General features: G+C 49.7%; 15 protein-coding genes. 7 read left to right on the forward strand and 8 right to left on the reverse strand.

The annotated features are described in order from the left end of the window. Window positions 1–41 precede the first annotated feature (41 nt). The 4 genes from GIW82_RS11405 to GIW82_RS11420 all read right to left on the reverse strand — a co-directional run bounded on the left by GIW82_RS11405 (window position 42) and on the right by GIW82_RS11420 (window position 2,685). Entirely contained in the window at window positions 42–602 is a 561-nt protein-coding gene (locus GIW82_RS11405; protein ID WP_154750075.1) for an HTH-type transcriptional regulator Hpr, read from the reverse strand. Window positions 603–752: 150 nt separating this feature from the next. Further along, on the reverse strand, window positions 753–1,166 hold the full coding sequence (locus GIW82_RS11410) for a YtxH domain-containing protein (RefSeq protein ID WP_154750076.1): 414 nt from the start codon (window positions 1,164–1,166) through the stop codon (window positions 753–755). Between the two features lie 191 nt (window positions 1,167–1,357). Continuing rightward, window positions 1,358–1,909: a tryptophan transporter gene (locus GIW82_RS11415; protein WP_154750077.1), complete on the reverse strand. Its 552-nt coding sequence runs from the start codon at window positions 1,907–1,909 to the stop codon at window positions 1,358–1,360. A gap of 353 nt (window positions 1,910–2,262) precedes the next feature. Continuing rightward, entirely contained in the window at window positions 2,263–2,685 is a 423-nt protein-coding gene (locus GIW82_RS11420; RefSeq protein WP_154750078.1) for an HIT family protein, read from the reverse strand. A 141-nt stretch (window positions 2,686–2,826) separates the two neighbouring features. Between GIW82_RS11420 and GIW82_RS11425 the strand changes: the two genes are divergently transcribed. Further along, the gene (locus GIW82_RS11425) at window positions 2,827–3,576 is read left to right on the forward strand and encodes an ABC transporter ATP-binding protein (protein ID WP_370456214.1); all 750 of its coding nucleotides are present in this window, start codon (window positions 2,827–2,829) and stop codon (window positions 3,574–3,576) included. Beyond that, window positions 3,560–4,753 (forward strand): ABC transporter permease, encoded by a 1,194-nt coding sequence (locus tag GIW82_RS11430; protein WP_154750080.1) that lies wholly within the window; start codon window positions 3,560–3,562, stop codon window positions 4,751–4,753. Before GIW82_RS11425 ends, GIW82_RS11430 begins: the two co-directional genes overlap by 17 nt. A gap of 253 nt (window positions 4,754–5,006) precedes the next feature. Here GIW82_RS11430 and GIW82_RS11435 read toward each other — a convergent pair whose 3' ends face one another. The 3 genes from GIW82_RS11435 to GIW82_RS11445 form a co-directional block, all read right to left on the reverse strand. Continuing rightward, on the reverse strand, window positions 5,007–6,179 hold the full coding sequence (locus tag GIW82_RS11435) for a M20 metallopeptidase family protein (RefSeq protein ID WP_154750081.1): 1,173 nt from the start codon (window positions 6,177–6,179) through the stop codon (window positions 5,007–5,009). Window positions 6,180–6,270: 91 nt separating this feature from the next. After that, window positions 6,271–7,263, reverse strand: coding sequence for a sodium:calcium antiporter (locus GIW82_RS11440; RefSeq protein WP_154750082.1), 993 nt, complete (start codon window positions 7,261–7,263; stop codon window positions 6,271–6,273). A 53-nt stretch (window positions 7,264–7,316) separates the two neighbouring features. Continuing rightward, complete coding sequence (locus GIW82_RS11445; protein WP_154750083.1) at window positions 7,317–7,829, reverse strand: antibiotic biosynthesis monooxygenase family protein; 513 nt, start codon at window positions 7,827–7,829, stop codon at window positions 7,317–7,319. Between the two features lie 202 nt (window positions 7,830–8,031). Between GIW82_RS11445 and hemE the strand changes: the two genes are divergently transcribed. The 4 genes from hemE (at window position 8,032) to GIW82_RS11465 (ending at window position 12,010) form a co-directional block, all read left to right on the forward strand. Further along, a complete protein-coding gene (gene hemE / locus GIW82_RS11450; RefSeq protein WP_154750084.1) occupies window positions 8,032–9,075 on the forward strand; it encodes a uroporphyrinogen decarboxylase in 1,044 nt (347 codons plus the stop codon). A gap of 76 nt (window positions 9,076–9,151) precedes the next feature. Further along, window positions 9,152–10,081 carry a ferrochelatase gene (gene hemH / locus GIW82_RS11455; protein WP_154750085.1) on the forward strand — a complete coding sequence of 310 codons (930 nt, stop codon included), beginning with the start codon at window positions 9,152–9,154 and terminating at the stop codon, window positions 10,079–10,081. A 28-nt stretch (window positions 10,082–10,109) separates the two neighbouring features. Continuing rightward, window positions 10,110–11,546: a protoporphyrinogen oxidase gene (gene hemG / locus GIW82_RS11460; RefSeq protein ID WP_154750086.1), complete on the forward strand. Its 1,437-nt coding sequence runs from the start codon at window positions 10,110–10,112 to the stop codon at window positions 11,544–11,546. Then, window positions 11,543–12,010, forward strand: a complete 468-nt coding sequence (locus tag GIW82_RS11465) for a FixH family protein (RefSeq protein ID WP_154750087.1) — start codon at window positions 11,543–11,545, stop codon at window positions 12,008–12,010. The genes hemG and GIW82_RS11465 overlap by 4 nt, the downstream gene beginning before the upstream one ends. Before the next feature lie 110 nt (window positions 12,011–12,120). Here GIW82_RS11465 and yhfH read toward each other — a convergent pair whose 3' ends face one another. Continuing rightward, on the reverse strand, window positions 12,121–12,246 hold the full coding sequence (gene yhfH, locus GIW82_RS11470) for a protein YhfH (RefSeq protein ID WP_154750088.1): 126 nt from the start codon (window positions 12,244–12,246) through the stop codon (window positions 12,121–12,123). 144 nt (window positions 12,247–12,390) lie between these two features. Here yhfH and lplA point away from each other — a divergent pair, with 144 nt between their 5' ends. Next, the gene (gene lplA, locus GIW82_RS11475; protein WP_154750089.1) at window positions 12,391–13,383 is read left to right on the forward strand and encodes a lipoate--protein ligase; all 993 of its coding nucleotides are present in this window, start codon (window positions 12,391–12,393) and stop codon (window positions 13,381–13,383) included. The last annotated feature ends 55 nt before the right edge of the window (window positions 13,384–13,438 follow it).

Genomic DNA, 13,438 nt, shown 5'->3' on the forward strand with positions numbered 1-13,438 from the left:
AAACATCGCTCCGTTGCCGGAAGGAGAAAAACAATGACAGATCATTGCTTGGATGCCGCGTGGATGATTTGCTTCTCTTCCGTAAATCGATCGTCGATGTTTTTGAAGGAAGCTTCGAAAATCTCCATGAAATCATCTCCGTAAATATTCCGGATCATCGCCATGACATCCATGAACTCCGGGAATTTCCCGTACAGGCTGCGCAGCTGCATCGAGCCATCGATCACAGCGTGTGGCGTATCATGATAGCGCTCGATCATTTCTTCCATGAGCAGCTCGCCTTCAGGTGTCATTTCCACATACGTATTGCGTTTGTCTTCAGCTTTTTTGGAGAAGGCGAGTAAGCCGCGTTCTTCCAGCTTCTTCGAGAAGTTAAACGCTGTTGAGACGTGCATCACACCAAATTTAGCGACATCTGAAATCGAAGCGCCTTTCAAGTGATAAGAAATCCATAAAATATGATGTTCATTAATATTCAGATCATAAGGTTTGATCCAAGCTTGCCAATCTTTTTCGACAGCCTTCCATAGTGCTTTCGATAATTGGCCGATCCGCTGACTGAATAACATCGCTTCTTTCATTGATAAGTTTCTCTCTTCCATTCCTTGCACCCGCTTCCCCTGAATCATTTTCTTTATTATAGCAATAAAGCAAATAGGAATGAAGTAAGAATAATAAAAAAATTTGGCCTTTAGTTATAAAAAGAAGAAAAAAGCAGGAAAGGAGACCTAAAAAAGACTGCCCGGGGGCAGTCAGTTTTTGTCTTCCGTTTCAATTGCGTCTTCCGTGTCTTGTTTTTTCGGCGTTTTCTTCTGCTTTTCGATCGTTTTCAACAAATCATCGATCGAAGCCTGCATCGCCATGATCTCCAGCTGTAGGTGCTCTTTCGCCGGAGCTGTATCTTCTTGCCATTGTGCGAGGGAAGTCTGTAATTCCCCGACCGCGTCTTTCACAGGACCTTTCGCTTCTTCGGTCAATACATTGATGGATGATTTCAATTTTGCGACTTGCTCTTTGATATCGGCAAGCTTTTCCTTCCAATCGGAAGAAGCTGTTTTCATGGAAGTCCGCAGTTCCTCACCTGATTGTGGGGCTGAAAATAATGTAGTGGCAGCTCCAGCAGCAAGGCCGGCAGCTAAGCCTAGAAAAAAATGAGATGCTTTCATTGGCACGCGCTCCTTTCGTCCTATACTATCTCTTTCCTGTTTTTCATCTAAATTAAACCACAGAAGAGGAGACGCATACAACGGTTAAGGGTAGGAAAGGCGATGTTCTGCACTTTCGGGGATGGAAGAGGGACAAAAGAGGCCGGAGGAAATAGTTGATTTCCTCCAGCCTCTGAATCATTCATGTGTAGTTAGATTTTATAAGCAAGCTTGTTTCCGCTGACTGTAACGGCTGTTTCGAAACTTGAACGCTTCAAGATGCCGATGACGAGCGGATAGATCAGTCCGAATGCGACTGTATTCAAGACGATCGCTGGAAGGACAACGCTCACGAACAACACGCCAAACGGGATTTCAGCCCCGATAATGAAGATGGCGGCTGATAGGAAGACTGTGCCGGAAAGAAGTGTTCCACCTGCACAAAGGACGAGCGCGGGAATCATTTTGTGCAGGACTTTTTGAAGCAATAGGACGAATGCAAAGAACACGAGCGCCGTGATTGCTTTATCGATAATGTTTGGAATGAAGCCTCCTGGGAATGTTGAAAACAGTCCTGAAATGACTCCAGTTGTTGCTGCTAGCAGGAATACGGATTTCACGTTCGGGAATAACAGGATTCCGATGAACATCATTGTCAGCATAAAGTCAGGCTTCATGCCTCCGCTAATTCCGGGAATCACCACATAAAGTGCTGCTCCTGCACTTACTAGAAGTGCCATCAATACAAGGTTTTTCGTATTCATTTCTCATCTCTCCTCAGCTCAAGGCTCATTTTTTGTTTTCCCGGACATGCCCTCGTGGCTGCCGACGAAAACTTAGATTGATTCTACCGCTTCTGGGCGGTCAATGCAAGTGTGTTTGAAAATTAGTTTTAAAATGAGATATTCCGCAAAACAGTCCCGTACTGTGGGGCTTGCGCCGAGCTAACCCGTCCTCACTTACTGAGTCCCGGTGGATCTCTTCTAAGTCGCAAATAAGTTGGCAAGCCAACTTATGTACTGCTCCCACAGTTACTCCACAGTTTTGCTCCATATCTCTCCATGCATTTTGGAGTGGGGTGATAATAAGCAAAATCCACACCTCATTTTTTAAAAATTCAGTTCAGCTCACTATGGATTTCCGCAGCTAGTTCGGCAATGCGTTCTGGCGTGAAGTGTTTTTCTTTTGTCATCCAGCGTGCTTGGAAGCCGTCGGTCTCATCGTAGCGCGGAATGAAGTGCAAGTGGAAGTGGCCGATGCTTTGGCCAGCTTTCGCGCCGTTGTTATTAAGGAGGTTCATGCCAGCTGGCTGGAATTTCTCCTTGAGGACGTTAGCAATCTTCGGAACGACAGCGAATAGTTTCGCTGCTTCGTCCTCCGTCATTTCGTATACGAATTCGCGGTGTGTTTTCGGAATGATGAGTGCGTGCCCTTTTGAAACAGGCATGATGTCCATGAAGGCATATACGTGTTCATCTTCATAAATTTTGGCGCTCGGGATGTCCCCGTCAATGATTTTGCAGAAAAGACAATCGCTCATGTTATCCACCCTTTCTTTTTCACCAAGTGTACCATAATGAAATTCATTTTTCAGACAGAAAAAACAAGGGATTCCGGTGGATGGAAAAAGCGTTGCAGCGGAAGTTTTGGTACAATGGGGCATAAGAAAGAGGTGTTGGTTGTGGCAATATTGGAAGTGAATGGACTCGTTGGCGGCTATACACGTAAACCTGTTTTGCAGGATGTTTCGTTTTCGATCGGCAAGGGCGAGCTTGTCGGCTTAATCGGCTTGAACGGAGCAGGGAAAAGTACAACGATCAAACACATCATCGGTCTCATGGAACCGACTGCGGGAGAGATCCTGCTGAATGGCAAGCGATTCGATGAGGATATGGACGGCTACCGTTCTTCGTTCTCTTACATACCTGAAACGCCGGTGCTGTACGATGAATTGACGTTGCGTGAACATTTGGAGCTAACGGCGATGGCATACGGAATAGAATCGACGCAGTTCGAAAAACGATCGGCGGAGCTACTGAAGGAATTCCGGATGGAGAAACGGCTGAAGTGGTTCCCGTCTCATTTCTCGAAAGGGATGCGTCAAAAAGTGATGATTATGAGTGCGTTTCTTGTGAATCCGTCGCTGTATATTATCGACGAGCCGTTCGTCGGACTCGATCCACTCGGCATCAAGTCACTGCTTGACCAGATGGAGCAGAAAAAGAAGAAAGGCGCATCGGTGCTGATGTCGACCCACATTTTGGCGACGGCGGAACGTTATTGTGACCGCATCATCCTGCTGCATAATGGACGGATCCGTGCGAGCGGTACGATGAATGATTTGCGGAAGACGTTCGACATGCCGGATGCGTCACTGGACGATTTGTATATCGCGATGACCGAGGATGACTCACATGAAGAGCTTGCATGATGTATGGGCGCTTCGCCTCGAAAAATATACGAAGGAAGTCCAGAACTATTTGAAATTCATCTTTACCGGGCATATTGCGGTCGTGCTGCTGTTTGCACTTGGTGCGGCAGGCTATGCATACAGTGACTGGGTGCAAAGTGTGCCGGAGAGCTTCCCGGGAGCATGGATCTGTGCGGTCATCTTTGCTTTGCTGCTTGCTTACAGTCCTCCGGTGACGCTTCTGAAACGCGCGGACAGCGTGTATTTCCTGCCACTTGAAAGCCGATTGGATGAACTGTTCAACCCAGCGCTCAAATGGACATTTTTCTCGCAGCTGTATTTGCCGGTTTTCGCTTTCATTGTGGCTTTGCCACTTTTGAACGCATTGTACGGGCTTCCGTCCTCACTCTTGATCGGTTTGCCGATATTCCTTCTGCTGTTGAAATGGTGGAACGTGCAGACGGAATTTGCCTTCGGCAGAGCATACGGCGGCGCACATGTTTGGCGTGACCGGCTGCTCCGCTTTGCGACCGTCTTGTTCTTTATTTATTTTTACATCACGGGAAACTTGTTGGTCGCGGTGTTGTTCTTGTTCGTCGTCATTTTATATGGCAAATGGACGAAGCGCCAAGCGATCGGCAAGGCGTTCCCATACGAACATTTCATCTCGCTTGAAGAGGGCCGGATGTCGCGCTTTTACCATTTCGCCAATTACTTCACCGACGTGCCGCATCTGTCGGGAAAAGTGAGACGGCGCGCTTGGCTTGACTGGGTTTATAAACCTCTTAAGAAAGGTCCACAGTCTGCACATGCATATCTCGTATGGCGGACATGGATTCGTTCAGATGAGCTGTTGTATTTATGGATTCGTCTGACGGCGATCTTGCTTGTCGCTGCTTGGTTCATTCCGTTCATGTGGGCGGTACTCGTATTTGCCGGAGCGCTTGCGTTCGCATCGACAATCCAAATTTGGCAGTCGATGAACAGGGAACAGCATTTCCGGATGGATCAGTTGTTCCCTCTCTCGGCATGGAGCCGGGGCACAGCAGTGAAGCAACTAATCAGCCGTGTCCAAGTGCTGCAGGCGATTCTAGTCGGCGGCCTGCTCGCGGCGACGGGCAACTGGCTGACGGGCTTGTTGGCATCTGTGCTCATCCTGGTCGTGTCGTTTGGAACGCTTGTAATGGCCAAGAAATGATGGAACTAAAAACCGCCCCGGCATGCCAGGGCGGTTTTTGTGTGGTCGACTGGATCTTCGAATGCTTAACTGTTGTTCACGGGACAATAACTTGGAGTTGCTGGAACTTAACCGGCGTTCAATGGCATTTAACTTGCGTTTGCCGGCCGATAACGGGTGTTCGTCAGTCGATAACCGGCATTCGCCGAAATCATGGCCGAAACCGAGCGCAAAAAAGCCGTGCATGACATGCCGTCATGCGCGGCTTTCGCTTTCAATTCACTTCGTGTACACGGACAGCTGCCGCTGCGAGTGTGCGTGCTGCGTTGAGCATCGCTTCTTCTTTAAAGTCGAATTTCGGATGGTGGTGCGGGTAGACGTCTCCGTCCGGCATTGCGCCGGTGAAGAAGAAGGCGCCAGGCACTTCCTCCAGGAAATAGGCGAAGTCTTCGCCGCCCATTTGTGGAATCGCGTCGTAAACGCCTGTGAGACCTGGCACTTCTCTTGCGACTTCCTGCACGAAGAGCGCTTCTTTCTCATGGTTGACGACTGCCGGATAGCCGCGGATGAATTCGAACTCGTGCGAACTGTCCGTCGCGAGGCTTGTGCCTTCGATCACGCGTTCGAGTTCTTTTTCCAATAGTGCACGTGTGGATTCGGTGAAGGAGCGGACGGTACCGGTCAATGCCACTTCGTCTGCGATGATGTTGAACGGATTTTCAGCGACGAAGGAAGCGACGGTCACGACCGCGGATTCAAGCGGATCCACGCGGCGGGATACGAGCTGCTGCAAGTTGGTCACAAGCTGAGAGGCGATAACGATTGCGTCTTTCGTCTGGTGCGGATATGCACCGTGGCCACCGTAGCCTTTCACTTTGACCGCGAATTGGTCGGCTGCGGCCATGATTGGACCGACACGTGTTTCGATGCGACCGTATGGAATCGTAGACCATAGGTGTGTGCCGAAAATGACATCGACTCCGTCGAGTGCACCGGCTTCGATCATCGGTTTGGCGCCGCCGGGAGCGAGTTCTTCCGCGTGCTGATGGATCATCACGTAAATGCCAGGAAGTGACTGCCGCATTTCGTTCAGGCGTTTTGCGAGAACGAGAAGTGTTGCAGTATGGCCATCGTGGCCGCAAGCGTGCGTGGCGTTCGGTACGGTCGATTTATATGGCACGTCTTTCTGATCCTGGATCGGCAGTGCGTCGAAGTCTGCGCGCAGTGCGACCGTCTTTCCGGGCTTGCCGCCGTGGATGGTTGCGACGACACCGTTTCCGCCGACGCCACTACGTACTTCAATGCCGAGCTCTTCATAGTAGGAACGGATGAATTCCGCAGTTTTTGTCTCCATGAATGAAGGCTCAGGATTTTGATGGAGATAGCGGCGGATCTCGACCATTTCAGGATAACTTTCTTCCAGCGCCGCGAATAATTTTTGCAACATGGCAATTGCTCCTTTCGGGATGAAGTGGTTCTTCCCGAATCATACCATAAGAAAAACCTGCCTAGGCAATTGCGCAGGCAGGTTTATACGATTAATACGTAAAGTTCAAATAAGTTACTGCGAAATAAAGAACGATGATGACTGCCGGGATCCATGCGTAAGAAACAGTCGACTCTGCCCGCTTCCGGAAGATATGATAGAACATGAGCACCGACATGATCAATACACCGATCGCAACAATCATATTGGCTCCTGACACATTTGCCAGAATGGCGCCTTCCCGGTAGACGGGATCGGAAATCGCCAAGATGATCATATTGAAGATATTACTTCCGAGAATGGCACCGATTGCCAAGTTGACGTTCCGCAAACGAAGCGCAGCGTAAACGGAAATGGCTTCAGGCAGTGAAGTGGCTGCCGCAATCAGGAAACTTCCGATAAAGCTGGAGCCGATGCCGGTGATCACTGCGATTTCGTCGCCTGTAATCGATAAGGCGGTTCCAGCTGCTAAAATTAGGACAGCAGCGATGATGAACCGGACAATGGCACCTTTTGGAGTAAGGTCGCCGCTCGGGTTGTTCGGCTCTCTTTCGACGATTTCAATTCCTTCTGGAACACCAAGTTTCGGCAATTTGCTGATGACGACCATCCCAACTACATAGACGATTGCAATGATGATCGCGTCGATGCCGATGCCGAGAATAGCATATTCCAAGCGCAGTGTCAGCGCTAGAATGACAAGAATGGTCAAAAGGATCCCAAGTGCAGATGTATAAAGGTGATCTCTTTCTGCCTGCTGCATCATGCGGCGTTTCCGAAAGATAAAATCGAACGCGGCTAAAATGAATAGGTTGAACAGGTTCGAGCCGATCATGTTGCCGACTGCAATATCCGCGTTACCGATGGCAGCAGCTGAGAAGCTTGTTGATACTTCCGGAAGCGACGTAGCTCCGGCCAGCAGCAGGGTACCGACCATCAGCCCGCCCATTGCCGTCTTTTCACTGATGACATCTGCATATTCCGAAAGCTTCATTGATACATAAACAGTCGCAATGGCAGCGATGATGAAGTAAACAAAAACCAAACGATCTCCTCCTTGTTATGGGAAATTAGATGTGTTTCCAGCTCGCCGCCTTTCTACTCGTCTTCTTCAGGCTTCGCTTTATACGTCGTGACGTATGATGCGCCCGAGAAGATGTTCGGACGTTTTTCTCCCGCGCTGTCACCCGATTTCGGATGCGCGCTCTTGTACGCTTGGGATTCTTTCCAGCGCTCGAAGAAGGCAGGCGATTCCCACTCAGTCAACACCACATACGTGTCGGAGTCGAGCGGTCGCAGGACACGGAATGCGACATAGCCCGGCTCGTTCTCGATTGCGCCAGCGCGGTTTTTGAAGCGGTGCTCGAAAATCGGGCGTCCTTCATCCGTCACCGGAATATTGTTCAGGACGAAATATCCTTTTTCCTTGAATGTGCCTGTGCCGTCGACCACTTCATAGCGGCGGGGCGTCTGGAAAATCGTTTTCCCGTTGGTTTCGTGAAGCAACAGTGTGGTGTTCTCCCCTTGCATGAGGACCATCGTCTCGTCTGCGTGTTTTTCGCGGAGCTTCTGCAAGTAATCATAAGTGCCTGTAGTCATGAATAGATTCATTTGAATTCCTCCCTAGAGTTGTCATTCCTCATAGCTTGATTTCCCTTCTCATGATACACCAAAACACCTCGTGTCGGAATAGTGAAGGGAGAAGCGTCTAATTTATGACATTTGCCGCGGGAAACTATACAATTAGAGCTGGAAAGACTATAGTAAATACGGAATATCGGCCATTGTAGGCGATCAGAAAGGGCGGCTCATAATGACAGAGTTCAACGATAATTATCTACGCGCAACAAGAGGAGAAAAGACTGACCACGTACCAGTATGGTACATGAGACAAGCAGGACGTTCACAACCGGAATACCGCAAGATCAAGGAAAAGTACTCTTTGGAGGAAATCACGCATCAACCGGAGCTAAGTGCATACGTTACGAAACTTCCGGTTGACCAGTACAATGTGGATGCAGCGATTCTGTATAAAGATATTGTGACACCACTTCCAGCACTTGGTGTGGATGTGGAAATCAAGAATGGCATTGGGCCGGTCATCGACAATCCGATCCGGACGATGGCGGACATCGAGCGCCTTGGGGAAATCAACCCTGAGAAAGACGTCGATTACGTTTTGGAGACGATCCGTATTTTGACGCAAGAACAGTTGAATGTACCATTGATCGGCTTTGCCGGCGCACCGTTCACACTTGCAAGCTACATGATCGAAGGCGGCCCTTCGAAGAGCTACAACAAAACAAAAGCGATGATGGTTTCACAGCCGGAAATGTGGTTCAAGCTGATGGACAAATTGGCGGATACGACAATCCTTTACATCACGGCACAAGTGAAAGCAGGAGCGAAGGCCGTTCAGATCTTCGACTCGTGGGTCGGCGCATTGAACGTGGAAGACTACCGGATCTTCATCAAGCCGGTTATGACACGTATCTTCACGGAATTGCGCGAACTGGGCGTTCCGTTGACGATCTTCGGTGTCGGCGCAAGCCACCTTGTCAAAGAATGGCACGATCTTCCAGTTGATGTTGTCGGGCTTGATTGGCGTCTGCCGATCGCAGAAGCACGCGGTATGGGCTTGACGAAATCGTTGCAAGGAAACTTCGATCCATCTTACTTGCTAGCTGACTGGCCGATCATCGAGGCACGTGCAAAAGCGATCCTCGACATGGGGATGGAGCAAGAAGGCTACATCTTCAACCTTGGACACGGCGTGTTCCCGGATGTTCAACCAGACACACTTAAGCGCTTGACTGCATTCGTCCACGAATACAGTGCAGCACACAAAAATAAATAAGTTATGAATGAACTATAAAAAAATGAACCGCGGCATCCTGCGGTTCCAGACTCAACTAAACTTTAACGAGGTGACCATGATGAAAAAGATGATGGGTTTATTGGTGATGGCGTACGGCACGCCTTATAAAGAAGAGGACATCGAGCGTTACTACACACACATCCGCCACGGCCGCAAGCCGAGCGAAGAAAGCTTGGAAGACTTGAAGAGCCGCTATAAAGCGATCGGTGGTCTGTCTCCACTCGCGAAAATCACGAAAGACCAAGCAGAAGCACTACGTGACCGTTTGAACGAAGTGCAGGATGATATCGAATTCAAAGTATACCTTGGGCTGAAGCACATCGAACCGTTCATCGAAGACGGCGTCGAAGAGATGAAGAAAGACGGCATCACAGAAGCGGTTTCGATTGTTCTGGCGCCGCACTTCTCGACATTCTCTGTGAAATCCTACAACGGACGTGCGAAAGAAGCGGCGGACAAAGCCGGCATTTCGATCACTTCTGTCGAAAGCTGGTACACAGAGCCGAAATTCATCCAGTTCTGGAGTGAAAAAGTATCCGGCGCATTCGCTGAAATGAGCGAAGAAGAGCGCGAGAAAGCATGCTTGATCGTCTCTGCACACTCGCTTCCTGAGAAAATCCTCCAAAACGGCGATCCTTACCCGGATCAGCTGAAAGAGACAGCGGATTTGATTGCAGCAGCTACTGGCATCAAAAACGTTGAACTTGGCTGGCAAAGTGCTGGTCAAACACCAGAACCATGGCTTGGGCCAGACGTTCAAGATTTAACACGTGAATTGTACGAACAAAAAGGCTACCGTTCATTCGTCTACACACCAGTAGGTTTCGTAGCGGATCACTTGGAAGTCCTTTTCGATAACGATTACGAATGTAAAGTTGTTTGTGACGAAGTCGGTGCAGCATACCGCCGCCCAGCAATGCCGAACGTCGATCCATTGTTCATCGACGGCCTTGCAGACGTCGTGATGAACAAACTGAATGCGTAAGGCAAGAAAGTGAAAGTGATGATGAAGCATGGCTGAGCAAACATGGAAAGTGGCAATAGTAGGAGGCGGCATCACGGGACTGTCGGCTGCTTATCATCTGCAGGAACATGCTGTGAAAAACGGGTTATCGCTTGAATTGACAGTCATTGAAGCCTCTCACCGCCTAGGCGGGAAAATTCAATCGCTCGAGAAAGATGGATACATCATCGACCGGGGAGCGGATTCTTTCTTTGAAGGCCACGAGAACATCGCGGACTTGGCGGACGAGCTCGGCATCGGAGACCAGCTTGTCCGGAATCAAAAAGACGAAGTGTGCGTGATTATTGAAGAGGACTGGTACCCGGTCCCTGTGGATATTGTGCTCGGGGTCCCGACGAAGATGTTCCCGTTCTTCACATCCAACATTTTGTCGTGGAGCGGGAAAATCCGTGCGGCAGCCGACCTGATTCTTCCAAAGTCGAAGACTGAGGGTGACCAGCCGCTTGGCGAGTTTATCCGTGGCCGCTTCGGCAAGGAAATGGCGGAGAATCTGGTGGAACCGCTTGTCGCTGATATTACGGCCAGCGATTTGAATCGTCTGAGCCTGCAGGCGACTTTTCCTGAGTTCATGGAAAGCCAACAGCACCATAATAGTTTGATCCGCGGCATGAAGCAGCACCAGCAAGAGCTTGCAGCGCCACAGGGACAAGGCGAGCGGTCAGGCACCTTTTTCACGTTCAAGAAAGGGCTGGAGACGCTTGTCACAGCACTGGAAGCGAAGCTCGATACGGTGCGGTTCTTGAAGAACGTGAAAGTGCTGGGCATCGAGCGGGCAAGGAGCGGCATGACATTGCGTTTGAACAACGAGACGAGCTTAACGGCGGATCACGTCATCTTTGCAGTTCCCCATGAAAAGCTGTTGCCGTTGTTCGAACCGCACGGCTTGATGAAAGACTTGAAGGAAATGCCTTCGACTTCTGTTGCGACTTTGTTCATGGGATTCGACGAAGCGCAGATGGACATTCCGGAGATCGGAACGGACTTCATCGTTTCCAGAAACAGCGATCTGGCGATTTCTTCCTGCACATGGATGCACCGCAAGTGGTCGAGCACAGCACCAGCGGGTAAGCTGCTGCTTCGTGCGACGATCGGCCGGGCAGGTGATGAGGCAGTTGTCGATCTGCCTGATCATGAGCTGGAGAGTCTTGTGATGGAAGATATGAAACGACGGCTCCGCATTGAAGGGAATCCGGAATTCACACTCGTGACGCGCTGGAAGGAAGGCATGCCGCAATATACGGTTGGTCACCGGGAGCGGATCGAGAAAGTGCGCGCAGATTTGGCACGGCAGTTCCCGATGGCACATCTGGCAGGAAGCTCGTTTGACGGGCACCGCATCGCGCATTGTATTACGCAAGGAAAGTCTGCTGCTGCAACTGTAGTGGAACAGCTCCTAAACGATCAGTCATTGGAGGAAGCGCAATGAAAAAAATGATGTTCTTGACCATAATGATCTTGTTTCTCGCTGCTTGTGGATCCGACTCGGATTCGGCGGGCGCAGGAGACATGGTGGTGGAAGTGGAAGTCGACATCCAGACACCCGAACAGGCTGAACCTGGAGACACTGTCGCACTGATTGCGGAAGTCACACAAGGCGGCGAAGCGGTGGAAGATGCCGATGAAGTCGTTTATGAAGTGTGGCAGTCCGGCCATCGTGACCACGGCGAGATGATTGAAGCGAGTCACTCGGAAGACGGCTTGTATGAAGCGGAGAAACTTTTTGAAGAAGAAGGCCTGTATTTTATCCAAGCACACACGACAGCCCGCAGCATGCACGTGATGCCGAAGCAGGAAATCACGGTCGGCGATCCTGACCCGGATTCAATCGAGCCTGATGATACAGATGACGCAGACAGCATGATGGATATGGAAGACCACTCAGGTCATTGATCTGTTCCATCTGTTGTAACACAGAAAACACCTTTGAGAAGACAACAGAAAAAAGCTGTCCTTGACGCCGATTAATTATGGCACCAAGGACAGCTTTTTTATTGTCGTTTTTAAATGTCGTTACAGGAATCGCACTTCGTACCATAGCATTCATGCTGTTCCTCGATCGTTTCACCACAAGTTGCACATTGTTTCGGAGGCAGGTTCTTGAAAAATTCGACTACGTTTTCAATCATTCCGTTCATCTCCTTTTGTTATAATACTGTTTCTATATTCAGTAGTGTATTATAACAGTTTCATCATGTCAACTATAAATGATGAATTTTTAGAAAAAATCCGTTAAACTATTAAAGGAGCAACATATAGAAGGAGTGGACGTCATGATTTTTGTTGATAATAAAGGGATTACCGATCCGCGCATCAACTTGGCGATCGAAGAATATTTATTGAACACAATGGATGTCGAGAAAGAACCGATCTTGCTGTTTTACATAAACGAGCCATCCATCATCGTCGGGAAAAACCAGAACAGTGCAGAGGAAATCAATACGGAATACGTCGATGCGAACGGCATCCACGTCGTGCGCCGCTTGTCAGGCGGCGGAGCTGTCTATCACGACCTCGGGAACTTGAACTACAGCTTCATCACGGTCGACGACGGAAACAGCTTCCGCAACTTCCGTAAATTCACGGAGCCAGTCGTCCAGGCACTGCAAAGTCTTGGCGTCGACGCTGAATTGTCTGGCCGTAACGATCTGCTTGTCGGCGGCAAGAAGATTTCGGGGAATGCGCAGTTCGCGACGAAAGGGCGCATGTACAGCCACGGCACGTTGATGTTCGATACGGAAGTGGACGCAGTCGTTTCTGCGCTGAAAGTCAGCAAAGAGAAAATCGAATCAAAAGGTATCAAGTCGATCCGCAGCCGTGTGACGAATATTTCCGAGCATTTGCCGGAGCCGATGAAGATCACGGATTTCCGAAAAGCGATCTTGAACTCGATTTTCGACGGGGAAGAGAACGTCCGCCAGTACGAATTGACGGACGCGGATTGGGAAGGCATCCATGAGCTGTCGGCGAAACGCTACGGCAACTGGGACTGGAACTACGGCAAATCACCGAAGTTCAACGTCAAGCACTCCCACCGTTTCCCGGTCGGTGGCATCGATGTCCGTCTCCAAGTCGATAAAGGCATCGTCCAGAACGCGACAATCTTCGGCGACTTCTTCGGTGTCGGCGATGTCTCGGAAGTCGAAGGGGCGCTGGTCGGCGAGAAATATGAACGTGCGGCACTGGAACAGGCAGTCTCCGGCTTGAACATCGAGAAGCTGCTCGGTGGTATCACGAAGGAAGAGTTCGTCGGATTGATTTATTAAGAAAATGTGAAGAGCCTGCCATGGAGCAGGCTCTTTTGTTAAACTAAGAGAAAAC

Origin of the sequence: Planomicrobium sp. YIM 101495 (assembly GCF_009707665.1) — a bacterium.
In the GTDB taxonomy this organism is placed as follows: domain Bacteria; phylum Bacillota; class Bacilli; order Bacillales_A; family Planococcaceae; genus Planococcus.

What these genes read in the sequence shown, in the direction of transcription:
- hemH (WP_154750085.1), top strand. Translation starts at nt 9,152, where the DNA reads ATGATGAAAAAGATGATGGGTTTATTGGTGATGGCGTACGGCACGCCT.
- GIW82_RS11405 (WP_154750075.1), bottom strand. Translation starts at nt 602, where the DNA reads ATGGAAGAGAGAAACTTATCAATGAAAGAAGCGATGTTATTCAGTCAG.
- GIW82_RS11430 (WP_154750080.1), top strand. Translation starts at nt 3,560, where the DNA reads ATGAAGAGCTTGCATGATGTATGGGCGCTTCGCCTCGAAAAATATACG.
- GIW82_RS11420 (WP_154750078.1), bottom strand. Translation starts at nt 2,685, where the DNA reads ATGAGCGATTGTCTTTTCTGCAAAATCATTGACGGGGACATCCCGAGC.
- GIW82_RS11435 (WP_154750081.1), bottom strand. Translation starts at nt 6,179, where the DNA reads ATGTTGCAAAAATTATTCGCGGCGCTGGAAGAAAGTTATCCTGAAATG.
- yhfH (WP_154750088.1), bottom strand. Translation starts at nt 12,246, where the DNA reads ATGATTGAAAACGTAGTCGAATTTTTCAAGAACCTGCCTCCGAAACAA.
- GIW82_RS11415 (WP_154750077.1), bottom strand. Translation starts at nt 1,909, where the DNA reads ATGAATACGAAAAACCTTGTATTGATGGCACTTCTAGTAAGTGCAGGA.
- GIW82_RS11410 (WP_154750076.1), bottom strand. Translation starts at nt 1,166, where the DNA reads ATGAAAGCATCTCATTTTTTTCTAGGCTTAGCTGCCGGCCTTGCTGCT.
- lplA (WP_154750089.1), top strand. Translation starts at nt 12,391, where the DNA reads ATGATTTTTGTTGATAATAAAGGGATTACCGATCCGCGCATCAACTTG.
- GIW82_RS11445 (WP_154750083.1), bottom strand. Translation starts at nt 7,829, where the DNA reads ATGAATCTATTCATGACTACAGGCACTTATGATTACTTGCAGAAGCTC.
- hemG (WP_154750086.1), top strand. Translation starts at nt 10,110, where the DNA reads ATGGCTGAGCAAACATGGAAAGTGGCAATAGTAGGAGGCGGCATCACG.
- GIW82_RS11465 (WP_154750087.1), top strand. Translation starts at nt 11,543, where the DNA reads ATGAAAAAAATGATGTTCTTGACCATAATGATCTTGTTTCTCGCTGCT.
- hemE (WP_154750084.1), top strand. Translation starts at nt 8,032, where the DNA reads ATGACAGAGTTCAACGATAATTATCTACGCGCAACAAGAGGAGAAAAG.